General features: G+C 70.7%; 24 protein-coding genes and 2 pseudogenes. 10 read left to right on the top strand and 16 right to left on the bottom strand.

Going from position 1 to position 25,780, the window contains the following annotated elements; genetic code table 11:
• Positions 1-7: 7 nt before the first annotated feature.
• The 7 genes from hydA to Q8A52_RS25955 form a co-directional block, all read right to left on the bottom strand.
• Complete coding sequence (gene hydA / locus Q8A52_RS25925; RefSeq protein WP_316755702.1) at positions 8-1,411, bottom strand: dihydropyrimidinase; 1,404 nt, start codon at positions 1,409-1,411, stop codon at positions 8-10.
• Between the two features lie 94 nt (positions 1,412-1,505).
• Positions 1,506-2,348: a nitrilase-related carbon-nitrogen hydrolase gene (locus Q8A52_RS25930; RefSeq protein WP_316755705.1), complete on the bottom strand. Its 843-nt coding sequence runs from the start codon at positions 2,346-2,348 to the stop codon at positions 1,506-1,508.
• A gap of 362 nt (positions 2,349-2,710) precedes the next feature.
• Positions 2,711-4,294, bottom strand: a complete 1,584-nt coding sequence (locus Q8A52_RS25935) for a PucR family transcriptional regulator (protein WP_316755707.1) — start codon at positions 4,292-4,294, stop codon at positions 2,711-2,713.
• A gap of 27 nt (positions 4,295-4,321) precedes the next feature.
• Positions 4,322-5,605: an aspartate aminotransferase family protein gene (locus Q8A52_RS25940; protein WP_316755709.1), complete on the bottom strand. Its 1,284-nt coding sequence runs from the start codon at positions 5,603-5,605 to the stop codon at positions 4,322-4,324.
• Complete coding sequence (locus tag Q8A52_RS25945; RefSeq protein ID WP_316755711.1) at positions 5,602-6,444, bottom strand: nitrilase-related carbon-nitrogen hydrolase; 843 nt, start codon at positions 6,442-6,444, stop codon at positions 5,602-5,604. The genes Q8A52_RS25940 and Q8A52_RS25945 overlap by 4 nt, the downstream gene beginning before the upstream one ends.
• A gap of 157 nt (positions 6,445-6,601) precedes the next feature.
• Entirely contained in the window at positions 6,602-7,990 is a 1,389-nt protein-coding gene (locus tag Q8A52_RS25950) for a hypothetical protein (protein WP_316755712.1), read from the bottom strand.
• A 355-nt stretch (positions 7,991-8,345) separates the two neighbouring features.
• Complete coding sequence (locus tag Q8A52_RS25955; RefSeq protein WP_316755714.1) at positions 8,346-8,597, bottom strand: helix-turn-helix domain-containing protein; 252 nt, start codon at positions 8,595-8,597, stop codon at positions 8,346-8,348.
• Positions 8,598-8,629: 32 nt separating this feature from the next.
• On the opposite strand from Q8A52_RS25955, the gene map reads away from it, so the two are divergent.
• Positions 8,630-9,421 carry a type I methionyl aminopeptidase gene (map, locus tag Q8A52_RS25960; RefSeq protein WP_316755716.1) on the top strand — a complete coding sequence of 264 codons (792 nt, stop codon included), beginning with the start codon at positions 8,630-8,632 and terminating at the stop codon, positions 9,419-9,421.
• Between the two features lie 62 nt (positions 9,422-9,483).
• Positions 9,484-12,153 carry an ATP-dependent Clp protease ATP-binding subunit gene (locus tag Q8A52_RS25965; protein ID WP_316755718.1) on the top strand — a complete coding sequence of 890 codons (2,670 nt, stop codon included), beginning with the start codon at positions 9,484-9,486 and terminating at the stop codon, positions 12,151-12,153.
• Between the two features lie 174 nt (positions 12,154-12,327).
• Here the strand turns inward: Q8A52_RS25965 and ggt are convergent, their stop codons facing one another.
• Positions 12,328-14,127 (bottom strand): gamma-glutamyltransferase, encoded by a 1,800-nt coding sequence (ggt, locus tag Q8A52_RS25970; RefSeq protein WP_316755720.1) that lies wholly within the window; start codon positions 14,125-14,127, stop codon positions 12,328-12,330.
• 194 nt (positions 14,128-14,321) lie between these two features.
• On the opposite strand from ggt, the gene Q8A52_RS25975 reads away from it, so the two are divergent.
• Both Q8A52_RS25975 and Q8A52_RS25980 read left to right on the top strand, forming a co-directional pair.
• Positions 14,322-15,080, top strand: coding sequence for a hypothetical protein (locus Q8A52_RS25975; RefSeq protein ID WP_316755721.1), 759 nt, complete (start codon positions 14,322-14,324; stop codon positions 15,078-15,080).
• Between the two features lie 116 nt (positions 15,081-15,196).
• Entirely contained in the window at positions 15,197-16,762 is a 1,566-nt protein-coding gene (locus Q8A52_RS25980; protein WP_316755723.1) for an alpha/beta fold hydrolase, read from the top strand.
• A 647-nt stretch (positions 16,763-17,409) separates the two neighbouring features.
• On the opposite strand, the gene Q8A52_RS25990 is transcribed toward Q8A52_RS25980, so the two are convergent.
• The 5 genes and pseudogenes from Q8A52_RS25990 to Q8A52_RS48930 form a co-directional block, all read right to left on the bottom strand.
• On the bottom strand, positions 17,410-17,829 hold the full coding sequence (locus Q8A52_RS25990; protein WP_316755725.1) for a DUF6278 family protein: 420 nt from the start codon (positions 17,827-17,829) through the stop codon (positions 17,410-17,412).
• 60 nt (positions 17,830-17,889) lie between these two features.
• Positions 17,890-18,669 (bottom strand): exodeoxyribonuclease III, encoded by a 780-nt coding sequence (locus Q8A52_RS25995; protein ID WP_316755727.1) that lies wholly within the window; start codon positions 18,667-18,669, stop codon positions 17,890-17,892.
• A gap of 52 nt (positions 18,670-18,721) precedes the next feature.
• Complete coding sequence (locus tag Q8A52_RS26000; protein ID WP_316755729.1) at positions 18,722-19,357, bottom strand: MBL fold metallo-hydrolase; 636 nt, start codon at positions 19,355-19,357, stop codon at positions 18,722-18,724.
• 54 nt (positions 19,358-19,411) lie between these two features.
• A complete protein-coding gene (gene pcaDC, locus Q8A52_RS26005; protein WP_316755731.1) occupies positions 19,412-20,719 on the bottom strand; it encodes a bifunctional 3-oxoadipate enol-lactonase/4-carboxymuconolactone decarboxylase PcaDC in 1,308 nt (435 codons plus the stop codon).
• Between the two features lie 20 nt (positions 20,720-20,739).
• Positions 20,740-20,964, bottom strand: a pseudogene (locus Q8A52_RS48930) (tyrosine-type recombinase/integrase); the annotation flags it as partial.
• A gap of 81 nt (positions 20,965-21,045) precedes the next feature.
• On the opposite strand from Q8A52_RS48930, the gene Q8A52_RS26010 reads away from it, so the two are divergent.
• Positions 21,046-21,255 carry a hypothetical protein gene (locus Q8A52_RS26010; RefSeq protein ID WP_316755733.1) on the top strand — a complete coding sequence of 70 codons (210 nt, stop codon included), beginning with the start codon at positions 21,046-21,048 and terminating at the stop codon, positions 21,253-21,255.
• Positions 21,256-21,423: 168 nt separating this feature from the next.
• Here Q8A52_RS26010 and Q8A52_RS26015 read toward each other — a convergent pair whose 3' ends face one another.
• From Q8A52_RS26015 to Q8A52_RS26025, 3 genes are all read right to left on the bottom strand, one after another.
• Positions 21,424-21,774: a hypothetical protein gene (locus Q8A52_RS26015; protein WP_316755736.1), complete on the bottom strand. Its 351-nt coding sequence runs from the start codon at positions 21,772-21,774 to the stop codon at positions 21,424-21,426.
• Positions 21,775-22,564: 790 nt separating this feature from the next.
• Complete coding sequence (locus Q8A52_RS26020) at positions 22,565-23,422, bottom strand: helix-turn-helix domain-containing protein (protein WP_316755738.1); 858 nt, start codon at positions 23,420-23,422, stop codon at positions 22,565-22,567.
• 11 nt (positions 23,423-23,433) lie between these two features.
• Positions 23,434-24,171, bottom strand: coding sequence for a DUF6879 family protein (locus Q8A52_RS26025; protein WP_316755739.1), 738 nt, complete (start codon positions 24,169-24,171; stop codon positions 23,434-23,436).
• A 175-nt stretch (positions 24,172-24,346) separates the two neighbouring features.
• Between Q8A52_RS26025 and Q8A52_RS26030 the strand changes: the two genes are divergently transcribed.
• From Q8A52_RS26030 to Q8A52_RS49435, 5 genes and pseudogenes are all read left to right on the top strand, one after another.
• Complete coding sequence (locus Q8A52_RS26030; protein ID WP_316755741.1) at positions 24,347-24,556, top strand: hypothetical protein; 210 nt, start codon at positions 24,347-24,349, stop codon at positions 24,554-24,556.
• A complete protein-coding gene (locus Q8A52_RS26035) occupies positions 24,553-24,969 on the top strand; it encodes a DUF6415 family natural product biosynthesis protein (RefSeq protein ID WP_316755743.1) in 417 nt (138 codons plus the stop codon). Before Q8A52_RS26030 ends, Q8A52_RS26035 begins: the two co-directional genes overlap by 4 nt.
• The gene (locus Q8A52_RS26040; RefSeq protein ID WP_316755744.1) at positions 24,966-25,151 is read left to right on the top strand and encodes a hypothetical protein; all 186 of its coding nucleotides are present in this window, start codon (positions 24,966-24,968) and stop codon (positions 25,149-25,151) included. The genes Q8A52_RS26035 and Q8A52_RS26040 overlap by 4 nt, the downstream gene beginning before the upstream one ends.
• Positions 25,152-25,211: 60 nt before the next feature.
• Positions 25,212-25,361 (top strand): hypothetical protein, encoded by a 150-nt coding sequence (locus Q8A52_RS26045; protein ID WP_316755746.1) that lies wholly within the window; start codon positions 25,212-25,214, stop codon positions 25,359-25,361.
• 280 nt (positions 25,362-25,641) lie between these two features.
• Positions 25,642-25,780 (top strand): annotated as a pseudogene (locus tag Q8A52_RS49435) (IS30 family transposase); the annotation flags it as partial.

Raw genomic sequence — 25,780 nt, forward strand, 5'->3', positions numbered from 1 at the left:
GCCACTCCTAGTTGAGGTACTGACAGGTGGAGCGCGGGGTGTAGACGCCGTGGCCGGCGTGTCCGGTGTACTCCCGCTCGGTGATGACGAGTTCGCCGCGCGAGAGCACGGTCTCCACGCGGCCGGTGACGCGCCTGCCCTCGTAGGCCGAGTAGTCGACGTTCATGTGGTGCGTCTCGGCGGACAGGATCTGCTCGGCGTGCGGGTCGTAGATGACGACGTCGGCGTCGGCGCCCGGGGCGATGGTGCCCTTCTTCGGGTACATGCCGAACATCCGGGCCGGGGTGGCACAGGCGATCTCGATCCAGCGGCGGCGCGAGATGTGCCCGTCGACGACGGCCTGGTGGAGCAGGTCCATACGGTTCTCCACGCCGGGAAGACCGTTGGGGATCTTGGAGAAGTCGCCGCGGCCGAGCTCCTTCTGGCCCACGAAGCAGAAGGGGCAGTGGTCGGTGGAGACCACCTGCAGATCGTTGGTGCGCAGGCCCTTCCAGAGCTGGGCCTGGTGCTCCTTGGGCCGCAGCGGGGTGCTGCACACGTACTTGGCGCCCTCGAAGTCGGGCTCGGCCAGGTTGTCCGTGGACAGGAACAGATACTGCGGGCAGGTCTCGCCGAAGACGTTCAGCCCCTCGTCGCGCGCCCGGGCCAGCTCGGCGACCGCCTCCATCGCCGAGACGTGGACGACGTACAGGGGCGCGCCGGCGACCTGGGCGAGCCTGATCGCACGGTGGGTGGCCTCCGCCTCCAGCAGCGCCTTGCGGACCTCGCCGTGGTACCGCGGGTCGGTCTCGCCTCGTGCCAGCGCCTGCTCGACCAGGACGTCGATCGCGATGCCGTTCTCGGCGTGCATCATGATCAGGCCGCCGTTCTCGGCGGAGCGCTGCATGGCGCGCAGGATCTGGCCGTCGTCGGAGTAGAAGACGCCCGGGTAGGCCATGAACTGCTTGAAGCTGGTCACACCCTCCTCGACGAGGAGGTCCATCTCCTTGAGCGTCTCCTGGTTCACATCGGAGACGATCATGTGGAAGCCGTAGTCGATCGCGCAGTTGCCCTCGGCCTTGGCGTGCCAGGTGTCGAGGCCCTCGCGCAGGGTGTGGCCGACGCTCTGCACGGCGAAGTCGACGATCGTGGTCGTACCGCCCCAGGCGGCCGCCCGGGTGCCGGTCTCGAAGGTGTCGGAGGCGAAGGTGCCGCCGAACGGCAGCTCCATATGGGTGTGGGCGTCGACCCCGCCCGGGATCACATACTTCCCGGTGGCGTCGATGACCCTCTCGGCACCGAACGCCTCGGCGGCCGGGGTGCCGGAGGCGGCGAGGGCGGCGATTCGGCCGTCCTCGATCAGGACGTCGGCATGGATCTCGTCGGACGCGGTGATGACGAGACCGCCTCGGATGACGGTACGGCTGCTCATACTCCCTCTCCTGCCGTGTTCAACACTGGTGTGGTGCAGGTCGGTGCCGCCGGTCCGGCCCCCCGCGCCCCGGACCGACGGCCGTGCAGGCCGGTTACGGAGCCGTCAGCGGGCCGTACGCGTCGGGACGGCGGTCCCGGTAGAACTGCCAGCGGTCGCGGACCTCGCGGAGTTTGGCCAGGTCCAGGTCGCGGACGACGAGTTCGGTCTCCTTGTCGCTCGCCACCTCGCCGACGAACTGGGCCTCCGGGTCGACGAAGTAGGTCGTCCCGTAGAAGTCGTTGTCGCCCAGGTCCTCCACGCCGACCCGGTTGATCGCGCCGACGAAGTACTCGTTGGCCACGGCCGCCGCCGGCTGCTCCAGCTGCCACAGGTAGCGGGAGAGTCCGCGCGAGGTGGCCGACGGGTTGAAGACGATCTCGGCGCCCGCGAGCCCCAGGGCGCGCCAGCCCTCCGGGAAGTGGCGGTCGTAGCAGATGTAGACGCCGATCCGACCGACGGCGGTCTCGAAGACCGGCCAGCCGCTGTTCCCGGGGCGGAAGTAGAACTTCTCCCAGAAGCCGGGGACCTGCGGGATGTGGTGCTTGCGGTACTTGCCGAGGTAGGAGCCGTCCGCGTCGATCACGGCCGCGGTGTTGTAGAGGACTCCCGGCTGCTCCTCCTCGTACATGGGCAGGACGAGGACGATGCCCAGTTCCCTGGCCAGCGCCTGGAAGCGCTTGACGATCGGCCCGTCGGGGATCTGCTCGGCGTACTCATAGAAGGCCTTGTCCTGTACCTGGCAGAAATACGGTCCGTAGAACAGCTCCTGGAAGCACAGGACCTGAGCACCCTGCGCGGCCGCGTCGCGGGCCGCCTGCTCGTGTACCTGGATCATCGATTCCTTGTCGCCGGTCCAGGCGGTCTGGAAGAGGGCGGCACGGATCACTCTGCTCATCGGGACCTCCGGTCGCTCGGTGTGCTGGGGCGGGTGCCGGAGGTCGCGCCGTACGCCCGGAGGGCGGGCCCTGCGGCGTCCGGTGCGTGCTCTCGGCGTGCCGGGCGCAGGTCCTCGTACGGGATGTACTCGGGCCTGCGTCCGGTGCGGCGAGTGGGTGTCCCCCCTGCTCGGAGAGCTTGGGGGAGCGTGCCGGGCGTCGCGGGGCAGACGCGACCTCCGGCACCCGCCCCAGGAGCCTAGAAAGTCCGAAAGCAGGCTTTGAGTTGCAGCGTGTCACGTCTGCGGGCGTCCGGCGTGTCACGGTGTCACGACTTCGTCCGCCCATGTTTCACCGCCGTTTTCCCAGGTCATCGTTTGTTTCAACCCTGTTGCGCGTCATGCGCGAGGAGCGCGATGTGCACCGACGCCGCCTGCTCGAAGTCGTCGAGGTCGACGCCCAGCCGCGCCTGTATCGCCTCGAGACGGCGGTAGAGCGCGGGCCGGGAGACATGGTGGAGCTGGGCGGTCCGGGATTTGTTGCGGCCCGTGGCGAGGTAGGTCCGCAGCACGTCGAGCAGGTCCTGGCCGGGATCGCACAGCAGCCCGTCCAGCTCCCGCTCCGCGAAGGACTGCACATGCGGGTCGTCCCGCAGCAGCCGTATCAGACCCCGCAGATGTACGTCCTTGAGACGTACGACGGCCGGGAGGTCCAGGGCGTCCGAGGAGTCGGCGACGGCGTCGGCGACATGCTGGGCCTCGCGCAGCCCGGCGGGGACGTCGTCCCAGACGGTGCGCGGGCCGGCCGCGGCGACGACCGTACGGGCCTGTGCGGACTCGGTGCGCAGCCGCGCCGCGAAGTGCGCCGCGAGGGCGTCGGCGTCCTGGTCGCGGGCGAGGCTGAGCAGCACGGCGGTGGCACCGTCGGCGAGCTCGGCGACGAGCCCCGGGAGCCCCAGCATCCGCAGCACGCGGTCGAGTTGGGCGGGTTCACAGTCCCGTACGACCAGGGGCACGAAGGCCCGCCGGTTGACCGGCAGTCCGGCGGCCCGGGCCCGTGGCAGCAGCTGCCGGGCCGGTACGACGCCGGAGACAAGGTCGGTCAGCAGGCTCTGCGCCGACTGCTCCTCCCAGGTGTGGGCGGAGCCGTCGCCGAGCATGCGGTGCAGGACGAGCGCCTCGGCGCCCCGGTCGGCGAGCAGCCGCCCGGTTGCCGTGTCGCCCCGGTACCCGCACAGCACGATCCACCCCCAGCGCTCCCCACGTCCGCCGAGCTCGGCCCGGATCCATCCGTCGCCCTCGCTGCCGCCCGCCTGCCGGGCGATGCGCTCCCAGTCGCGCAGCACGTCGTCCACCGCGGACCGCTCGCCCGCGGTGGCCAGGACGCGATGGGCGAGGTTGCTGGCGACGACGGGACAGCCGCTGTGCTGGGCCACCTCGTCGAGCAGGTGCTGCAGCGGGGCGCCCGTGGTGATAAGCCCGGTCAGGGCCGTCCGTACGGACTCCGAGAGGCTGACGGCCGCGAACTTCCGCCGGACCAGCCGGGACTGGACCTCCTCCGTCAGCTCGGCGAAGGGGAAGGGCCGATGGAGGACGATCATGGGCAGCCCGCACCGCTCGGCGGCCCGGCGCATCACGTCCGGCGGGGCCGGGAACGCCCGGCCCAGGCCGAGTACGACGGCCGCGGCTTCCGCGCGGTGCAGCGACTGGATGTACTCGGCCTGCTTGGCCTCGTCACCGGCGAGCAGCACCCCGGTGGTGAGCACCATCTCGCCGCCGGTGAGCATCACGCCGACATCGGCGGCCTCGGCCACATGCACCCAGCGCACGAGCCGGTCCAGCTGGCCGGCGCCGGCCACCACCTCGGGCTCTCCGGCCAGTACCCGTTCCAGGCCTAGGACCTGACGGACCGACAGGGCGGGTTCCGGTGCCTCTGCGGTTCCCCAGGGCTCCAAGGTGGTGGTCATGCCGGTCTTCCCTTGTCCAGGTCGGTGCTAGAAGGTGCTCCTCAGAGCGCGTTCGAGGATCGCGGCGCCCTCCTCGGCCTCCGCGACGGTCAGCGACAGCGGCGGTGCGATGCGCAGCGCGCTGGTGTTGTGCCCGCCGCCCTTGCCGATGAGCAGCCCGCCCTCACGCGCCGCCTCCAGGACCGCGGAGGCGGCCCGCGGGTCGGCCTCGTCGGTGCCCGGTCCGACCAGCTCGACGCCGATCATCAGCCCTCGCCCGCGCACCTCGCGTACGCCGGGCAGCTGTGCGGCGACGGCCCGCAGCCGCTCGATGAGCAGTCCGCCGACGCGCCGGGCGTTGCCCTGGAGGTCGTGTTCCAGGAGGTAGTTGAGGTTGGCGAGCCCCGCGGCCATGGTGATCTGGGTGCCGCCGAAGGTGGAAATGCTGTTGGCGTCGAGGCAGTTCATGATCTCGGCGCGGGCGACGACCCCGCCGATGGACGCGCCGTTGCCGATGCCCTTGGCGAAGGTGAGCATGTCCGGCGGCCCGTTCTGGCCGTGCGCCTGCCAGCCCCAGAAGTGCTCGCCGGTGCGTCCCCAGCCGGTCTGCACCTCGTCGGCGATCCACAGGATGCCCTGCTCCTGGAGCACCTGCCGGAAGGCCGCGTACAGCCCGTCGGGCGGCGAGGTGAAGCCGCCGACGCCCTGGATGGGCTCGGCGATCAGCGCCGCCGGCGGACGGGTGTGGCCGAGGAGGTCCCTGAGGTCCGCCACACAGGCCGAGATGAACTCGGGGTCGCTCAGCTCGGCGAACGGGCCGCGTGTGCGCACCCCTCCGTGGACGTACAGCGTCTGGAGCGGGGACAGCGAGGTCGGGGACCAGCCGCGGTTGCCGGTGATGCCGACCGCGCTGAAGGAGCGGCCGTGATAGCTGTTGCGCATCGCCAGGATCGTGTTGCTGCGCCGGTAGGTGGTGGCGAGCAGCAGGGCGGTGTCGTTGGCCTCGGTGCCGGAGGTGGTGAAGAAGACGCGCGCGTTCGGGATTCCGCTCAACTGGGCGATGCGTTCGGCGAGTTCGACCATCGGCCGGTTGAGGTAGAGGGTCGAGGAGTGCAGGATCCGCCCGGCCTGCTCGCTCACCGCCTTCGTCACTTCGGGCAGCGCGTGCGCGGTCATCGTGGTGAGGATGCCGCCGAAGAAGTCGAGGTACCGGTTGCCGTCGGCGTCCCAGACGTACCGGCCCTCGCCATGGGTGAGTTCGAGCGGGTCCTCGTAGTAGAGGGCGAGCCAGTCGGGGAGGACGTTGCGATGGCGGTCGTAGAGGTCGTTCATGGCCGCACCAGCCCTTCGTACGCGTCGGGGCGCCGGTCGCGGTAGAACGCCCACTGCTGCCGGACTTCCTCGATCAGGTCGAAGTCGAGGTCGCGGACGACGAGTTCCTCGGCCTTGTCGCTGGCGGTCTCGCCCACGAACTGCCCGCGCGGGTCGACGAAGTAGCTCGTGCCGTAGAAGTCGTTGTCCCCGTACTCCTCCTGCCCGACCCGGTTGATCGCGGCGACGAAGTACTCGTTGGCGACGGCGGCCGCGGGCTGCTCCAGCTGCCACAGATAGGCGGACAGACCGCGGGAGGTGGCGGACGGGTTGTAGACCAACTGCGCGCCGTTGAGCCCGAGTTGCCGCCAGCCCTCTGGGAAGTGCCGGTCGTAGCAGATGTAGACGCCGACCTTGCCCACGGCGGTGTCGAACACGGGCCAGCCGACGTTGCCGGGCTTGAAGTAGTACTTCTCCCAGAAGCCCTTGACCTGCGGGATGTGGTGCTTGCGGTACTTGCCGAGGAAGGTCCCGTCTGCGTCGATCACGGCCGCGGTGTTGTAGTAGAAGCCGGACTGCTCGACCTCGAAGACGGGGACCACGATCACCATGCCGGTCTCGCGGGCGAGTTCCTGCATACGACGCACGGTCGGGCCGTCGGGCACCGGCTCGGCCCAGCGATAGTGCTCCGGCTCCTGGACCTGGCAGAAGTAGGGGGCGTTGAAGACTTCCTGAAATCCGATGATCTTCGCACCCCGGCGGGCCGCCTCGCGGGCGTGCTCCTCGTGTTTCGCCACCATGGACTCGGTGTCGCCGGTCCAGGTGGCCTGGACCAGGGCGGCACGTACGACGTTGGCCATGAGCTGCTCCTTCGGCGGGACGTCAGAGCCTCTACGCCCGTAGACGCAGGCCGTAGAGGGACGAACGTAAGCCTCGGGGAGAGCCTTGCCAAGACCATTGCCGTTAACCCGCGGAGTCGATCACGTTTCACACTCCAGTGGGTGAGTCGCGGCCCGTTCAGGCGGACTGACCGGCCACCCGGAAGGCATGGACCAGGTCCCAGTGGCGCTCGTCGGAGACGCCCCGGGCCGCCTCCAGCAGGAGCGGGACGAGCCGCTGCGGGTCGGGGGCGACGCTGCGGACCGCCTCCTCCGGGGTGCGCATACGGACGTACGCGTCGAGAAGGGCACGCACCTCGCGTGTCCGCCCCTCGGCGGCCAGCGCCAGCACGGCCTCGCCTATGTCCGCGGCGGGGCGTACGACGCCCTGGCGCAGGATCTGCTGTCCGTCGGTGCCGCGACCGGCCGCGACCAGTGCGTCGGCGGCCGCGACCAGCCGGTCGGCGGGCAGCGAGGAGGCCTCCCAGAGCAGGGTCGCCCAGTCGGCGCCGAGCCCGGCGCGCTGCAGCTCCGCGGCGAGCAGCGGCAGGCGGGCGGCGGGCCAGTGGGCGATCTCGACCAGCAGGGCGTGCGCCTCGCCGGTACGGCCCTCGCCGCGCAGCCGCTCAAGCGTCTCCACGGCGTCGGCGACGGCCCGCCCGGCCGCCGCGTCCGGCGGCTCCACCTTCGGCCGCCTCCGCTCCGCCGACTGGGCGGCACCGGCGAACCGGGCCCCTCGCGGGGTCCGGCCCCCGGCGGCGTCCGGTGCGGGCAGCGACGGCACGGGGGTCTGCGGTACGACGGCGGGCGCGATGTCGTCCTCGGCCAGGCCGGCGAAGCGGGCACTGCCTCGGCGACGTTTGCGCTGTTTGGCGGTGGTGGGGGTGGACTCGGGCGGGGTCTCGGGGTGCGGGGCGGGTGCGGGGGCCGCGTCGCCGTACGAGGCTGCGCTCCCGTCGTCCGGCACCGCCCAGGCGGGCCCACCCGACTCACCGGTCCGGGGCACGCCCCCGCCGGCTCCCCGCCGGTCCGACTCGGCCATGCGGGACCGGAGTTCCGCGCACCGGGCAGTCGCCCGTTCGTGGTCGTCGCGGGCCCAGGCCAGGTCGAGCCGAATGGCGTCGGCCTCGTCCGGGGTGGTCGCGGCGGCGAGCGCCCGGCCCAGCTCCGCCTGCCGTTCGGCCGCGTACCGCTGCTCGCGGAGCATGACGTCGAGCCGGTCCCCGAGGGCGTCGCGGCCGCCCGGCCGGGCGTCGTACGCGGTGAGCGCGGCCGTGTGCAACGCCCGGGCCCGCTCCGCCTCCACCCCGGCGACCGCGGCGCCGTACGCCGCCGCGAGGTCCTGCAGAAGCGCGCCCACCACGTCCCACGGGGGCACCTCACGCCCCTCGAGACAGGCCTGCATACCGTCCGGATCACGCTGCCAGAACACCCCGCACCAGCCGTCACGCTGGTCCAGGCGCGCCAGCAGACCGTCCAGGTAGTTCGCGAACTCCCCTACCCGCCGGGGGAGTTGATCCACAGCCATCACCCAACTCCCGCCAGACCGGAGCCACTCCGGCTCTGTAGAAAACACCAGCAGTGTTACGGCACGGCTACGGGGAGTTTTCAGCGCGAGTGCACCGATCTCTCCGTCCGGAGACACTTGGGTGATGACACCCGGCACCGCGACCGCCACGCAGGGTGCCCAGCAGGCACCTTTCCCAGCCTTGACCCACGGCGGACGATTCCTTCACGGAACGGGCCGCGCGTCCTTCACGGAACGGGCCGCGCGTCCTTCACGGAACGGGCCGCGCGGCCGGCGGCGAGGGTCACATCCCCCACGAGGAACTGTGGCGGGCGGTCCGCCGGTGCCCGACGACGGCCGAGGTGGGCGGGTCCGCTCACACCTCCAGTGGGACGCAGCGGTCCGCCAGCTCGTCCATGGACAGACCCAGCGCACGGGCGAGCGCGGCGATGGTGAAGAACGCCGGGGTCGGAGCCCGGCCGGTCTCGATCTTGCGGAGGGTCTCCGCCGAGATGCCCGCCTCGGCCGCGACGTCCGTCATGCTCCGGCCGCCGCGGGCCTCGCGCAGCAACCGTCCGAGCCGCTCGCCGCGTTCGCGTGCTTCGGGGGTGAGTGGGGTGCGTACCATGCCGTCATTCTAATACCGGTATAGTAATTGGCATGGTGGAGCTGAAGACGGACACGTCGATCAACGCGATGCACGCGGCCGGCCAGGTCGTCGGGCGGGCCCTGACGGCCGTGCGGGAGGCCGCGGCCGTCGGCGTCTCGCTGAAGGAGCTGGACGAGGTGGCACACGAGGTGCTGCGCGGGGCCGGTGCCTCCTCTCCGTTCCTCGGCTACCGCCCCTCCTTCGCCCCCACCCCCTTCCCCGCCGTCATCTGCGCGTCCGTCAACGACGCGATCGTCCACGGCATCCCGGGCCGCTACCGGCTGCGCGACGGCGACCTCGTCTCCATCGACTGCGGCGCCGAGCTGGACGGCTGGGCCGGCGACTCGGCGATCAGCTTCGTCGTGGGCAGACCGCGCCCGGCGGACGTACGCCTGATCGCCACCGCCGAGCGGGCCCTGGCCGCGGGCATCGCGGCGGCCGTCGTCGGCAACCGCATCGGCGACATCGCCCATGCCGTCGGCTCGGTGTGCCGCGCGGCGGGATACGGCGTGCCGCAAGGCTTCGGGGGCCATGGCGTGGGCCGCCGTATGCACGAGGACCCCGACGTGCCGAACGAGGGCCGGCCCGGCCGGGGCCTGCCGCTGCGGCACGGCATGGTCCTGGCGATCGAGCCCATGCTGATCGCGAGCGGCCGGGACGGCTACTTCGCGGCATCGGACGGCTGGACGCTGCGCACGAACGACGGCTCCCGCGCGGCACACGTGGAACACACGGTGGCGATCACCCGGACGGGCCCACGGATTCTCACCGAGCGGCGGGCCGGCAGGACGGCCTGCCCGTAAGGTGCCCTCCGCCCCCATCCGTGCCAAGGTGTTATGAACGAGCACCAAAGGAACGGAACGTCATGACCGACGGCTACCCTCCCGACCCCTTCGGTGAGTTCCTGTCCCGGTTCTTCGGCGGAGGCGGCCCCCAGCAGGGCCCCCGCCACATCGACATAGGCCGGCTGCTGAGCCAGCCTGCCAGGGAACTCGTGCGCGGCGCGGCCATGTACGCCGCCGAGCACGGCAGCCGGGACCTGGACACCCAGCACCTGCTGCGCGCGGCCCTGTCCACCGAGCCCACCCGGAGTCTGCTCAGCCGCGCGGGCGCGGACCCGGACAGCCTGGCGACGGAGATCGACCAACGGTCCGGCCCGGTGCAGCACCCGCCGGGCGATGTCCCGCCGCCCACCTCGCTCTCGCTCACCCCGGCCGTCAAACGGGCCCTGCTCGACGCCCACGACCTGGCACGGGCGAGCGGTGCCGGGTACATCGGCCCGGAGCACGTGCTCAGCGCGCTCGCCGCGAACCCGGACTCGGCCGCCGGGCACATCCTGGGCGCCGCCCACTTCGCGGCCACCGGTATGCCGGCCGACGCGCCCGAGACCGACCGGACACGCACCGGAACCGACCGGCAGCGGCCCGCGTCGACGCCGACCCTCGACAAGTACGGCCGCGACCTGACCGAAATGGCCGCGCAGAGCCGCATCGACCCGGTCATCGGGCGCGGCGAGGAGATCGAGCAGACCATCGAGGTGCTCTCCCGGCGCGGCAAGAACAACCCGGTGCTGATCGGCGACGCGGGTGTCGGCAAGACCGCGATCGTGGAGGGGCTCGCCCAGCGGATCGCCGACGGGGACGTGCCCGACATACTCATCGGCCGCCGTGTGGTCTCCCTGGACCTGCCCGGCGTGGTCGCCGGGACCCGGTTCCGCGGGGACTTCGAGGAGCGGCTGAACAACATCGTGGGCGAGATCCGCGCCCACTCCGACCAGCTGATCGTCTTCATCGACGAGCTGCACACCGTGGTCGGCGCCGGGACGGGCGGCGAGAGCGGCGCGATGGACGCGGGCAACATCCTCAAGCCCGCCCTGGCCCGCGGCGAGCTGCACATCGTGGGTGCGACCACCCTGGAGGAGTTCCGCCGGATCGAGAAGGACGCGGCGCTGGCCCGGCGCTTCCAGCCGATCCTGGTGCCCGAGCCGACGGTCGAGGACACGATCGAGATCCTGCGCGGGCTGCGCGACCGCTACGAGGCCCATCACCAGGTCCGCTACACCGACGAGGCCCTGGTGGCCGCCGTGGAGCTGTCGGACCGGTATCTCACCGACCGCCGGCTGCCGGACAAGGCCATCGACCTGATCGACCAGGCGGGCGCGCGGGTGCGCCTCGGCGCCCGGACGAAGGGCACCGACGTGCGCGCGATGGAGCGCGAGGTCGAGCAGCTCGTCCGGGACAAGGACCAGGCGGTCGCGGACGAGCAGTACGAGCAGGCCACCCAGCTGCGTGACCGCATCGCCGGGCTGAAGGAGCGGATCACCGAGACCAGCGGCGGCGAGGAGGCCGACGAGGGACAGCACCTGGAGGTGACGGCCGAGGCGGTCGCCGAAGTGGTGTCCCGGCTGACCCACATCCCGGTCAGCCGTCTCACCCAGGAGGAGAAGGAGCGGCTGCTCGGCCTCGAGCAGCATCTCCATCAGCGGGTGATCGGGCAGGACGAGGCGGTCGCCGTGGTGGCCGAGGCGGTACTGCGCTCCCGGGCCGGGCTGGCCAGTCCGGACCGGCCGATCGGCAGCTTCCTGTTCCTCGGCCCGACCGGCGTCGGCAAGACCGAGCTGGCCCGGGCGCTGGCCGAGGCGCTGTTCGGCAGCGAGGACCGCATGGTCCGCCTCGACATGAGCGAGTACCAGGAGCGGCACACGGTCTCCCGGCTGGTCGGCGCCCCGCCCGGGTACGTGGGGCACGAGGAGGCCGGCCAGCTCACCGAGGTGGTGCGCAGGCATCCGTACTCGCTGCTTCTGCTCGACGAGGTGGAGAAGGCGCACCCCGACGTCTTCAACATCCTGCTGCAGGTCCTGGACGACGGCCGGCTCACCGATTCCCAGGGCCGCACGGTGGACTTCACCAACACGGTCATCGTGATGACCAGCAATCTCGGCTCCGAGGCGATCACCGGGCGGGGTGCGGGCATCGGGTTCGGGAGCGCCGGGGAGGAGGCGGACGAGGAGGCGCGGCGCGAGCGGATCCTGCGGCCGCTGCGTGAGCACTTCCGGCCGGAGTTCCTCAACCGCATCGACGAGATCGTCGTCTTCCGTCAGCTCACCACCGAGCAGCTGCGGCAGATCACCGACCTGCTCCTGGAGCGCACCCGCCGGCTGCTGCACGCCCAGGGCATCTCGGTCGCGTTCACCGATGCCGCCGTCGGCTGGCTCGCGCAGCGCGGCCATCAGCCGGAGTACGGCGCCCGGCCGCTGCGCCGCACCATCCAGCGCGAGGTCGACAACCAGCTCTCCCGCCTCCTGCTCGACGGCACGATCACCGAGGGCAGCCGCGTGACGGTGGACGTGGCGGACAGCCGACTGACGTTCCACGCCGAGCCGAATCAGGAGCCACCGGCAGCACCGGTCGCGGAGCCGGGCGGGGCGACCCCGGATGCGCAGACGACCCGGGAATCACCCGACGCGCAGGCCGGCCCCGCGGCGGCGGACACGGACGCCGACGCGCCTACGCCGGGGGACCGGGACAGCCGGTAGCCGCGCAGGGCACAGGCGGGGAGACGCAAGCCGGGCCGCGCTCGCCGGATGGCCAGGCGGCGTGTGTCCAGCGCGAGCCGGGCCATGTGTGCCCGACGGGTGAGCCGGTCTGTCCGCGGCTCACCCGCACGCGGAACGTACCCCGGAGCCGCCTGCGTTCCCGGGCCCCGGCACCTACCCCGCCGGTCGCACCACCATCGCCGAGCCGCCGCCCCGGCGTACCTTCTCCGCCGCGGCCAGCCACCTGCCGTCCGGCAGGCGCTCGACGCCGGTGACCGCGCCGATTTCGGGGTTCAGCTTGAAGCTGTGGCCGATGGCCTCCAGCCGGGCCCTCAGGTCGCTGTTGTAGAGGCCGGGTTCGAGTTCGGTCTGGGCGGCGTTGCGCTGGCTGGCGCGTGGAGCGGCGATCGCGTCGACGAGCGGCAGCCCGCGGTCGAGGAACTCGGTGAGGGTCTGCAGCACGGTGGTGATGATGGTCGCGCCACCGGGCGAACCGAGGGCCACGACGGGCCGGTTGTGCCGGTCGAGCACGATCGTGGGGGAGATCGAGGAGCGCGGCCGCTTGCCGGGACCGGGCAGGTTCGGGTCGTGCACGGTCGGGTTGGCCGGGGCGAAGGAGAAGTCCGTCAGCTCGTTGTTGAGCAGGAAGCCACGGCCGGGGACGGTGATCGCGCTGCCGCCGGTCTGCTCGATGGTGAGGGTGTAGGAGACGACGTTGCCCCACTTGTCGGCGACCGTGAGGTGGGTGGTGTTCTCACCCTCGTAGGTCGTCGGTGCCGCCGTGCCCGCGGTGGAGCAGGCCGCCGGGTTGCGCGGGTCGCCGGGCGCGAGCGGGCTGGTGAGGACGGCGTCGTCCTTGATCAGGCAGGCGCGCGAGTCCGCGTACTTCTGCGAGAGCAGTTCCTTCGTCGGTACGTCCTCGAAGGCCGGGTCGCCGACCCAGCGCCCGCGGTCCGCGAAGGCGATGCGGCCGGCCTCGATGAAGTGGTGCAGGTACTGCGTCTCGGAGACCTTCGAAAGGTCGGTCTTCTCAAGGATGTTGAGGGCTTCGCCGACCGTGGTGCCGCCCGAGGAGGACGGCGCGATCGAGTAGAACTTCAGCCCGCGGTACGACGTCTTCGTGGGCGCCTGCGGCTTGGCGCGGTAGGCGGCCAGGTCCGCGGCGGAGAGCCTGCCGGGGCGGGCGTTCCAGCCGGAACCCGGGTCCACCGGGGGGTTGTTCACGGTATGGACGATGTCCTCGCCGAGAGCCCCGTCGTAGATCGCGCCAACACCCTTTCTGCTCAACTCCTCGTAGGTGCGGGCGAGATCGGGGTTCTTGAAGGTCGACCCGACGACCGGGAGCTGTCCGCCGGGCAGGAACAGCTTCGCGGTGGCCGGAAAGTAGCGGAAGCGGCTCTCGTTGGACGCGGTCTGGCTGCGGAAGGTGTCGTCCACGGTGAAGCCGTCGCGGGCGATGCGCTCGGCGGGCTCGAGGACCGTACCGAGATGTCTGCTGCCCCACTCGTCCAGGGCCGTCTGCCAGGTGGCGGGCGTGCCCGGGGTGCCGACGCTCAGGCCGCTGCTGACGGCGTCGGCGAAGGCGAGGGGCTTGCCGTTCTGCAGGAAGAGGTCGGAGCCGGCGGTCAGCGGCGCGGTCTCCCGGCCGTCGATGGTGTGGACCGTGCGGGACTTGGCGTCGTAGTAGACGAAGTAGCCGCCTCCGCCGATACCGGAGGAGTAGGGCTCGGTGACGCCGAGTGCGGCGGCAGTCGCCACGGCCGCGTCCACGGCGTTGCCGCCCTTCTTCAGGACCTCGATGCCGGCGGCGGAGGCGTCCGCGTCGACGCTGGCGACCGCGCCGCCGTAGCCGACGGCCACCGGAACCTTCGCCGCCGTCCCCGCCGTCGGGTCCGGTGGCGCCGCCGCCCCCACCGACACCACGGCGGCCGAAACCGCCAGAACCGTCAGTTTCCGCGCGGCAGAGCGACGCATCCGTACCTCCAGGCAGCCTTGATGGGGCGGTTCGCCTCCGGGGGCGCCCCTTCGGCTCACCCGCCCGGACAATCCGCGCAGCGTAGCCACACAGACACCGCCTCGACAGGCCCATTCAAGGCAATTGTCACGCGAACATCACACATCGAACACGGGTACGTTCCGGCCACCCGGGACCGCTACCATGCGCGCCCATGAATGACGACGTCCGCAACATCGTCCTGGGCGTGATGGCCGCCGGTCTCAGCGCCGGTCTCGGCTGGCTCGCCCGCACCTACCTGTGGAAGCGCAAGCTCCGGCGGAAGCAGGCCTTCTTCGGTCTGCCCGACAACTCCGAGTCGCTGCTCGTCGTGAACCGCGAGGCGGGCGGCCCCGAGCTGACGGTGATGCGGCACGACGTGTTCGCGCTCCTCGAGCTCGCCGCCCTCATCAAGGACTGCAACGCCAACGCGCAGGTCGTCGCCCACGACGCGGCCCAGCAGGGCTTCGGCGAGCGCACCGAGTTCTGCGTGGGCGGACCCGCGTCCAACCGCCGGATGGCCGCGCACCTCGCCTCCCTGCTGCCCGGTGTGCGCGTCAACGTGGACGCGGAGCCCGGCCCGGACCGCGGCGCCTTCCAGATCGGCAGCGAGCGCTACCGGCTGGAGTCCGGGAAGGGTGAGTACGTGCTGCTCGCTCGGCTCACCGCGGGCCAGCGGCGCGACGCCCGCCCCGTTTTCCTCTTCTGCGGCCAGCGCGCCATCACCAACCAGGCCGCGACCCGCTATCTCGCCCGCAACCACGAGCGGCTGGCCCGCAAGCACGGTGACAACACCTTCGTACTCCTGCTGAAGGTGGTCAATTCGCAGGCGTACGGGCCCGACGTGGTCGAGCTGGTCGCGGACGTGACGCGGACCGCGCAGGCGCCGCTGCCGAAGCTGGAGGCTCCACGCGCCTCCCACCGGGCCTCCTAGGGAACAACACACTCCAAATAACTTTACCCGCACGTAACTTACCGACGGGTTACTTAGGGTAAGGCGTCAAGGTTACCGTCGGGTCACTTTGCACTGACACGAGTGAGGAGTGACCCATGGGACACGGTCGCACCACCTTGCGCACCTCCGCCGTCGGAGCCGTCTCCGCGGCCCTGATCGCCGGCAGCGTCGTGGGCCTGGCTCCGGCCGCGCAGGCCGCCGCCTCGGTCCGCTTCGTCGACATCACCGGCGACGGCGGCACGACGCTCAAGGCGAACGTCGTCACCCCGGCGGACGCCGACGCCTCGCACAGCTACCCGCTCATCGTGCTGCCCACGAGCTGGGGCCTGCCCCAGGCCGAGTATCTGGTGCAGGCCCAGAAGCTCGCGAACTCCGGGTACATCGTGCTCACTTACAACGTCCGCGGCTTCTGGCAGTCCGGCGGACAGATAGAAGTGGCCGGTCCGCCCGACATAGCGGACGCCTCCAAAGTGATCGACTGGGCCCTCGCCAACACCCCCGCCGATCCCCGGCACATCGGCATGGCGGGCGTCTCCTACGGCGCCGGGATCAGCCTGCTCGCCGCCGCCCACGACAAGCGGATCAAGGCGGTCGCCGCGCTCAGCGGCTGGGCGGACCTGATCAGCTCCATCTACTCCGGCCGCACCCAGCACGTCCAGGCGGCCGCCCTGCTGGACGGCGCGGGCGTCATCACGGGCCACGAGAGCCCCGAAGTGCGGCAGATCTTCAACGACTTCTACGCCTCCAACCTCGCCAAGGAACAGGAGATGATCGACTGGGGGAAGAAACGTTCGGTCGCGACCTATGTCGACCAGCTCAACAAGAACGGCCCGGCCGTGATGATGGCCAACGCCTGGGGCGACACGGTCTTCCCGGCCAACCAGTACGCCGACTTCTACGAGAAGCTCACCGTGGCGAAGCGGCTGGAGTTCCGCCCCGGCGACCATGCGACCGCCGAACTGACCGGCCTGTTCGGGCTGCCCAACGACGTGTGGACCGACACCGAGCGCTGGTTCGACCACTATCTGATGGGCGCCGACAACGGCATCGACCACGAGCAGCCGGTGCAGCTCAAGTCCCGTACCTCCGGCGGCTACGAGGCCTACCCGGACTGGAAGTCGGTCGGCGCCACCCGCCGGAAGCTCGACCTCGCCGGCTCCACCACGATCCACGCGAACGTGGACTCGGGCGCCGACGGGGGGATCGTCTTCCTCTCCAGCATCCTCGACCAGGTCGCCCAGATCCCGCCGATCGCCTCGATCCCGCTGCTCCCCCGCCGCTGGGCCGCGGTCTGGAAGTCGGAGAAGTACGACACCGCCCAGCAGGTGCGCGGCACCGCGAAGTTGCACACCACCCTCACCCCGACCAGGGAGAGCGGCACCCTCGTCGCCTACCTCTACGACGTGGGCCCGCTCGGCTTCGGCAAGCTGGTCACCAACGCGCCGTACACCTGGTACGACCGGACGCCCGGCCAGCCGTTCGACGTCGATCTGGATCTGTTCTCCACGGCCTACGACGTCCCGGCCGGGCACCGGCTCGCCCTGGTCGTCGACACGGTCGACCCGCTCTACATCGAGCACAACCCGTCCGGCGCGCAGCTGACCTTCTCCTCGCCGGCGGACGACCCGTCATACGTGTCCGTTCCGCTGCGCGAGCAGTGATCTCCGGCTGCCGCCGGCCGGGCCTGGCCCTGTGAACTGCCGCCCCCCTCATGGTCTCGGGGCCGTGAGGGGGGTTCCCACCCGGCAGCAGCGCCCCTGGTTGGGCCGTGGCGACCGCCACGGCCTCGGTCTCGGGACTGCGCCGCTCACGGTGGGACACCCGGCCGGTGAACCACGAAAGCAGCGCGCACATCCCGATGCGGGATGAACGGCCCATCGTAGTCGACGTTCATGAGCCGGCCCGGCCGAGCGTCCCCCCAAGGGAATTCGGGGGGCCCGGCGGCTGGATGCCTTGCGCCACCCGGTGGTTGGGGGGTCCTCCCGGCGCCGGGGCCTCGACGGGCCGGCCGCCGTGTCTGCCGCAGGCGGCCGCGACGAGCGCAATGGCGAGCGCCGCCGGGGCGATGGACACACGTGTGGTACGGATCATGGTCGCGCCCCCGCTCAGTACGTGGGCTCGATGACGCGGCCGTACTTGTCGACGTCACGCAGTTCGATCAAGGGATCGACGGCCATCCGCAGCCCTACTCACTCTCAGCTGTGTCGTGGTTGCCGCAAACTATCCAGACGGCAGGGGACTCGACACACGACACGCACTTATCGGGCATAAGCCGTATTTACACCGTCTTTAGGTCGCGATGCCGTCCTCAGTTCTCGGCGACCTCGGCATAGAGCTGCGACAGCTCGGGCGCACCGCTCGCGGCCCACTCACGGCCCGTCTCGACGACGTCGAACTCACGGCCCGACGCCAGCCGTACGACGGCCTGCCCGCCGGGTCTGAGGTCCCAGCGCGCGCCCGGCACGGTGCGCACGATGACCGTGCCCAGATAAAGCCCCGCGTCGTTGCCCAGCCAGGGCAGGCTCTCCTCGTCGTCGCGCCAGCGTGGCAGCAGCTGGTCGAGCGCCTCGAGCGAGGCCGCGGAGTCGTCGAGCAGGACGCCCTCCCGGGACGCCTGCGCGCGCAACAGCTCACACTCGGACAGGAGCTCGGCGACGCCCTCGGGGTCGACGGCGAGCACCGCCTCGCCGCGTTTCTTGTGCCGACTGCCCAGGAACGGGATGTTCATACGCCCAGCGTGACATTCGCACCACCGTGCGCACCACAGCCCGGGCGCGGGTGTCGCGTCCTACACCTCCAGGTCGACGACCACGGGCGCGTGGTCCGAGGCGCCCTTGCCCTTGCGCTCCTCGCGGTCGACGTAGGCGTCCTTGACGGCCTTGGCGAACGGCGCGTTGCCGTACACCAGGTCGATGCGCATGCCGCGGTTCTTCGGGAAGCAGAGCTGGCGGTAGTCCCAGTACGTGAAGGGGTGGTCGTACTTCAGGGGGCGCGGCACGACGTCGGACAGGCCCGCCTCGCGCAGGGAGGTCAGGGCGGCGCGCTCGGCGGGGGTGACATGGGTGAGGCCCTCGAAGGCGGCCACGTCGTAGACGTCGTCGTCCGTCGGTGCCACGTTGTAGTCGCCCAGGACCGCGAAGGGGCGGCTGCCGCCCGCGTCGCCCGCGACGGCGGCCTTCAGAGCCTCGAACCACTGGAGCTTGTAGGCGTAGTGCGGGTGGTCCACCTCGCGCCCGTTGGGCACGTACACCGACCAGACGCGGACCGGGCCGCAGGTCGCGGAGATCGCGCGGGGCTCCTCCAGGCCCTCGTAGCCGGGGTCGCCGGGCAGGCCTTTGACGACGTCCGCCAGGCCGACGCGGGAGAGCACCGCCACCCCGTTCCACCGGCCCGTGGCGTTCACCGCCGCCTCGTAGCCCAGCTCGCGCAGCTGGTCGAACGGGAACTGCTCCTCGGCGAGCTTGGCCTCCTGCAGGCAGAGCACGTCCGTGCCGCTGCTCTCCAGCCAGGCGAGCAGCCTCGGCAGGCGGGCGGTGATCGAGTTCACGTTCCAGGTCGCGATGCGCATGCCTCACAACCTACCGGGCGGGACCGACAACGCCGCCCCGCCCGGTTCCGGCTCAGACGTCGGCGGAGTCCCCCGGCGCGAGCCGCAGGTGCTCCGAGCCGCCCAGGGCGCCGATCTGGCGGTCGTAGATCGGGCGGGCGAGGTCGGTGAGGAGGGCGTCGTGAATGTCGTAGGCGCGCTGCGGCTTGACCTCGCGGACGTAGTCGATGACCTCGGCGATCTTGTTCCAGGGGGCCATCACCGGGAGCATCAGCGTCTCGACCGGGTGGTCGGGGACGGTGAGGGCGTCGCCCGGGTGGAAGACGCGGCCGCCGTCGATCAGGTAGCCGACGTTGGTGATGCGCGGGATGTCCGGGTGGATGACCGCGTGCAGCTCGCCGTGGACCTGGACGTCGAAGCCCGCCGCGGTGAAGGTGTCGCCGTGGCCGACGGTGTGCACGCGGCCCGGGAAGGCGGCCGTGAGCTGCTCGGCGACCGACTTCAGGGTCCAGATCTCGGCGGCCGGGTCGGCCTCCAGAGCCGCCCGCAGCCGCCCCTCGTCGAAGTGGTCCGGGTGCTCGTGCGTGACCAGGATCGCGTCGGCGCCGACCGCGGCGTCCCGCTCGCTGAACCCTCCGGGGTCGAGGACGAGCGTCCGCCCGTCCTTCTCCAGCCGGACACAGGCATGCGACTTCTTCGTGAGCTTCATGAACCCCATCCTCTCCCCCGCCGCACTCGGTCGCTCTGCGCCGCTCTCCGCCTGTCACTCCGCCGGTGTGGTCTCCTCGCGGATGACCTGCTGGGCCACCCGGAACGCGCTGTTCGCCGCTGGCACCCCGCAGTACACGGCCGCCTGGAGCAGCACTTCCTTGATCTCGTCCGGGGTCAGCCCGTTGCGCAGCGCGGCCCGGGTGTGGAAGGCGAGCTCCTCCAGGTGGCCGCCCGCGACCAGCGCGGTGAGCGTGACACAGCTGCGCGAGCGCCGGTCGAGGCCCGGCCGGCTCCAGATCTCGCCCCATGCGTACCGGGTGATGAACTCCTGGAATTCCCCGGAGAAGTCGTCGGCCTGGGTCAGCGCCCGGTCGACGTGCGCGTCGCCGAGCACCTCCCGGCGGATCTTGAGCCCCGCCTCGTACTGATCGGGCCACCCCGGGGGCTGCGGCGGTACGACGGCGGGGGCGATCTCGGCGATGGGCGCACCCTGCGGAGCGATCTGCGGCGCGGCGGCGAGGACGGGCACTGCCGGGGCCGCCACGATGGCCATCTGGCCGGTGGACGAGTCGAAGGCGGGCTGCCAGGCGGTGGAGAAGTGCCGGACCAGGAGCTCGGTGACGGCGGCGGGCTGCTCGACCGGCACGAGGTGGGAGGCGCCGGGGACGACCGCGAGCCGGGCGTCCGGGATGCCGGCGACCAGGGTGCGGGCCTCGGCTGGGCCGGTGACCTGGTCCTCCGAGCCGACCAGCACGAGCGTCGGCACCCCGACCCGGGCCAGTTCGCCCCGTACGTCGAACCCGGCCAGCGCCTCGCAGGCCGCGATGTAGCAGCCCGGGTCTGTGGTGCGCACCATCTGCACGGCCCACTCGGTGATCGCGGGCTGCGCGGACGCGAATCCGTCGGTGAACCAGCGGTCCGGCGCGGTCCGGGCGATCGGGTCGAGCCCGTTCGTGCGCACGATCACCCCGCGCTGCCGGAACTCGTCCGCGGACCCGAACCGCGGGGAGGTCGCGACCAGCGCGAGCGAGGCGACCCGCTCGGGGCGGCGCAGGGCCAGTTCGATGCCGAGCGCACCGCCGAGCGCACAGCCCGCGTAGCCGAACCGCTGTACGCCGAGCCCGTCGAGCGTGACGAGCAGCCTGGCGGCCAGCTCGCTCACCGAGCCGGCCGGGTACGCGGGGGCGCCGCCGTGCCCCGGCAGATCGAACCGGAAGACCCGCCACTGCTTGGTCAGTTCCGGGATCTGCCGGTCCCACATGTGCCATGTGGTACCCAATGAGGGTCCCAAGATCAGGACGGGAGCCTCTTCTGGCCCGTCAAAGCGGTATTGAAGGGTGCTGGGCGTACTCTCACTCACCCGACTCACGCTCCCACATCTCACAATTTCTCACGTACCGGGGTCGGAACCCCGTGCAAGCCGTCCCACGTTGTGGCCGCCTCGCGAAGATCTTCTACGTCGGGCTTCACATACCACCTCTTCGTGGTCCTCACGTTGGTGTGTCCTGCCCAACGCGCAAGGATGTGGTCCGGCACCCCGTTGTTGGCCAGGTACGTGAGGCACGACGAGCGTGCATCGTACAGACGCACCCTGCGGAGCTTCAGCCGGCCCGCGTCCACCGCGCCAGATTCCCTGACGCCCGGCCACGCCCCGAGGGAGGATGAGCCCATGGCGAAGGACAGGCCTTGGAACCGGACGTCGCCGTACGCGAGCGCGCTGCGGGAGTGGGTGCCGCCTGCGGCGCGTTCCTGCCGGACAGCATCGGAGACCGCATCGGCTCCGGCGTCTTCGCCGTACTCCTCCTATGGTTCGCTCGCGAAGTCTGGCGCGGCCCTAAGACTCCGAAGCCCGATGAGCGCCGTGGTGCGCCGCTGCTGGGTCATCTGCTGTGGTGACCCGAAGAGACTTGCCTCCTGCGGGCGATGCGGGAGCGGCTGCCCAACTGGCAGGCCTACGTGAGGAACTGGTTCGACCGATACGAGCCGGACCCGGCCGACGAGGTCCTGCGGGGAGGGCGGGGTGCTGGTCAAACGATTCGACCAGCACCAACCGAGTAATGGGTCCTACGAAGGCTGGCTGGAGGTACGCCTCTTCTGGATCTTCCATTGCTTGTGCCACTCGGCATCGCGACGGGCTCGATCCTCGGCACGTTCCTTTGCCCTTTGTGTTCCGTGTCTGTGCGGCTTATGGGCCACGAGCCCGAGTGCCAAGGAGCCGGCGAACAGTGGACCGAAGGCTGCGTAGGTGCCCGCGTTGGACATCCAGGCCGCCAGGAGCGCGAGAGTTCCTGAGGTCAGATACAGCAACACCGTCAGGGCCGTCAGTGTCCAATCACAGAGCAGCGCCTTGGCTTCTCTCTGCAAGTCTTGTTGAGGTGCCGGTGGCACAGGGTCAGAGGGCATATTGTCCGTCACGTGGTCTTTCTCCTTCACCAGGGGTAGGCAGATCACAGGGAAGGGCTTCGTGCGAGCTTCCGTGGCAGGTGGAGCGCGCGAGGCCCTTTCGCGCTGTCGGGAAGATGAGACGGTCCCGGGTGCCGTGCCTCCCCCTCCCCGAAGGCGAGGTTTGGCTGCGGCGTGCGGTCGGCTGGGCAGAGGTCACCGTTGACGATGCCGTGGCCGAGTGAACCGTTAAACCATGGCGGATTTGAGGCGATTTGGACACCTCGTGTCCGGTGTGAAAAACCGTACCTGCCGTGCTGGGCGCACCACGCTGGGTATAGCTACGAATCGGATATCTCATCCACGATCTGCCATGAAGTGCCATCCTCTGCGGTGGACTTTTGCGGTTGTGATTGACAAAGCCGAGCGCGTCGGGGCGGTGATGGCGGGCAGAGGACCAGCGTCAAAGGACCCGGAGCGGCGCCAGCGCCGTAACACGGCGCAGGACCTCGCCGTCGTCTCCGCGGCCCTCGAGGAAGCCGCCGAGATGCCTGCTCCGCCGTCGGGGCTGCTGAAGGCGACGCGGGAGCGGTGGGCGGCCTACTGGTCGTCGCCGGTCGCGAAGCTGGCCGACTCCGTGTCCGATCTGCCTGCGCTGGAGCGGCTGTTCCGGCTGTACGACGACCTGGAGCGCAGCAACGCCGCGGTGCAGAAGCGTGGCCACATGGTGACGGGCTCGCAGGGGCAGGGCGGTGATCAACCCGCGCTGCGGCACATGGCAACCCGCCCGGGCGCAAGCACGAGGGGAGGCGCGGCCGAGGAATCAGCGAGAGGTCAGGCCTCGCCTGGCACGGCTGATCACGTTCTGAGCGTCCACTCCGTACACCGCCGACTCCCGCAGCGTGTCCCAGACTCGAAGGTACGTGGCCACCGTGTCGGTGTCGTCGAGCCACAACTCCGCGTGCCAGTCCTCGACGACGACGCGGCGTTCGTCGTAGATCCAGAAGCCGTTGCCCGGGTAGATCTTCAGGGAGGCGGTGAAGGGGACCACACCGAGCTCCAGCGTGTCCAGGCCGATGACGCTGGCGAGCCGGTCGACCTGGGCGGCGAGTACAGAGGGCGGGCACACCAGGGCGTGCAGTGCGCCCTCCCACATCAAGATCCGGTACTTCCTTCCCTTGCTGTACAGCCCCTCTTGGCGGCGGATCCGGGCACGTACCGCGTCTTCTGTGTCCCGCGGGGACTGCATGAGGTTGGCGTGTCTGGTGAGGACGTGGCGGGCGTAGTCGGCCGTCTGAAGCATGCCGGGGACGAGGTTGTTCTCCCAGATGGTCAGGACCCGGGTGCGGTCGTGCTCGGCGGTGATGGCCTCCTGTACGGGCCGGTGGCCCGATGCCAGCTGCCGGCGCCACGACCGAATGTGGGATTCGAAGCCGCGGAGCTGGGCGAGCAGACCGTCGTAGGCGTCCGGGTGCCCGGTGTTTTCGGCCCAGGCCTTGAGTTCTTCGGCCTCGGCGGTCTGCTTGCCGTTCTCCAGCTTGCTCACCTTGGACTTGGTCCACCCGGGGCCGAGGCGGTCGGCGAGTTGCGCGCCGGTGAGCCGACCGTCACGGCACGTGAAGCGCAGTTCCCGAAGCCGTAGGCCCAGGGCCTCTCGCGCCTGCTGATAGTCGGTGCTCACCAAACCTCACGTCACTTCTGGTCGGGCTTGAACTCGTCGTACGGAACCGCATAGTGCCAGGCGGCGTCGCGCACCTGGCAGTAGCGGTTCACTGCGGACGGCTCCGTGATGAGTTCGAGGCTGACCAGGTTGTCCTCGTCGTCGAAGTGGAGGCGGGCGACCAGCCGGGAGTCGAAGATCCAGAAGTCCTCGGCGGGCAGGTGCAGCCGCTCGGCGGCGGCTCGCGAGAGGTTGCGGATGTCCTCGCCGACGGTGCAATTCCGCACGGCGTTGTTCAGCAAATACAACTGGCCCTGTGTGGCAGGGGAATCGACCAGGCGGACTCGCTCGAACCGCTTGCCCTGTGCTGTCTGGGCCCGCACGTTGCGGCACCAGGAGTCTTCGTAGTCCCACTGCACGGGCTCGCCGGCCGTGAACTGGGCCCAGGTGCCGGTGCCCTCGTCGCTGGCGTACCTGCGCCGCGTCTCCAGCCGCCAAGCGGTGTGCTTGAACGTCGCGAACAGGCGGTCGAACTCGTCCTCGGCGTTGATGATCCGAGGCGTCTCATCGCGCGGCCCGAAGTCGACCAGCGTGTTGCGCGGCACGACCACGGCGACCTCGCCCTCATCGAAGTGCTGCAGCTGCGCCAGGTCGCCGGGGTTGGTGATCGGAGGGCCATGAACGACGACTTCGCCCGTGTCGAGGTCTTCGTGTACGCCGGGGCAGCCGCCGCCTCCTGAGCCCGTGCCGTTGAGCCGAAGCCGTCGCATGGTCTTCCCTTCCGTTCGGAGCCTTGGTGTGGAGCCAGCCTCCCCGAGGACAACGGCCCGGTCACGCAGCTGAGTTGGCCGCCATGGGAAACATCGCGCAACGTGGCGGTCCGGTCAAGAAACTTTGAGAAACTGGCAATGCGGGAAGCGACTCAGCGCTTTTACCGTCCTGTTCATGGTCAAAACACCCGAGTCGCAAGACGTCGACGCCTTTACGGCCATGGAGTCCTTGAGGGCGGCCCTCGATCGGGCCGGCATCGTGCTGCCGTCGCTCGGAGTGGATCCGGCCTCGCCGCGCCTGGGCCTCGTCGAGCTGGGGCGGGTACGCGCGGACGTGGCCTTGCGGCTTGCGCACGCACTCCGGCGAGGGGACCCGGCAGCATGAGTACGAACCAGAACACCGACATCGTGGACGCCGGTCAGACCGGTCCCGGCGCGGAGCACGACGCGCGCCCGGCGTGTGTCGCGACGATGCGCGAGACCGCTCGGCTCCTCCTTGCCCCGGATGCCGCTCCGGAAGCGCTGCCTGCCGGCCCCGACGAACTGGACACGCTCACCGCGACTCTGCGCGGGCACCTGGAGCTGCTTGCCCCTGAGGTCGAGCGGGCTGCCGGGAGGCTTCCGAAGGGCAGCATCCCCCGCTACTGCGCGCAGGCGTGCGTGGGGGAAGCGCGCGGGAAGCTGCGTGCCGAGCCGAAGCCCGGGCTGAGCGGGGCCGTCGCGCACGCGCGGCGCCTGGCCCGCGTACTGAACGCCCTGTGCGACCACTACGAGGCTCTGGGCGGCGATCCCCGGTGACCGCGCAGACCGAGGCCCAGTCCCTGTCGGCCGAGTGCACGCTCGCGAAGCGGCCGGACTACCGGGCGCTGCACCGCGACTGCACGCAGACGGTCGACGTGCCGCTGCCCCACGCCACGGGAATCCTGCTCCAGCGTCGCTGCGGCTGCTCCTGCCATGACCGACGGGGAGGCACGGCGTGACCGCAACGCTGCACGTGTGCCGCCCACTGCGACGGTCTGATCACGGACCCGGAGGAAGCGGTGCTGGTCGGCCACGAGCCGGGCAGCTCCGGTCCCGGCTGGGACATCTGGGCGCACCGCGGGCACGCGTCCCTGGTCGGTCCGGACCCGGCCGCGGTCCGCATCCTGGCGCGCGTCCTGATCACCCGTGCCCTGCGGTCGCACGACTGACCGCACGCCCAGGGGGTACCCGCGACCCCCGTCCCGCCGGTAGATGGGACTCCTCCGACGGGACGGTCACCGGCCCCGTCCGTCAGCCCCCGTGGCGGATGGGCGGGGCCTTTCGCACCCCGTGTGAGCAGCGTGCACGCGCATATGCCGAACGCGCGGTCCTGAAGGGCTTGTTCCGCTACGAGGGTGGAACCCGAACGACCGGTCCCGTCGCGTGGAGGTCCCGGAAAACCTCCTTGGGTTCTAGTGGTCGTCGCAACACCCCAGCTGGTGGGGTGCGATGGACTTCAAAATCCGGGAGAACCGGGGCAAGGCTCAGGGCCGCAAGATCCTGGTCCGTGAGCGGGAGGAATACTTCCGGCTCATGGATCAGGGCCTGAGCAGCGCCGAAGCCTGCAAACGCGTCGGGATCAACTACC

The sequence above is a fragment of the Streptomyces herbicida genome (assembly GCF_032656585.1).
GTDB lineage: Bacteria > Actinomycetota > Actinomycetes > Streptomycetales > Streptomycetaceae > Streptomyces > Streptomyces herbicida.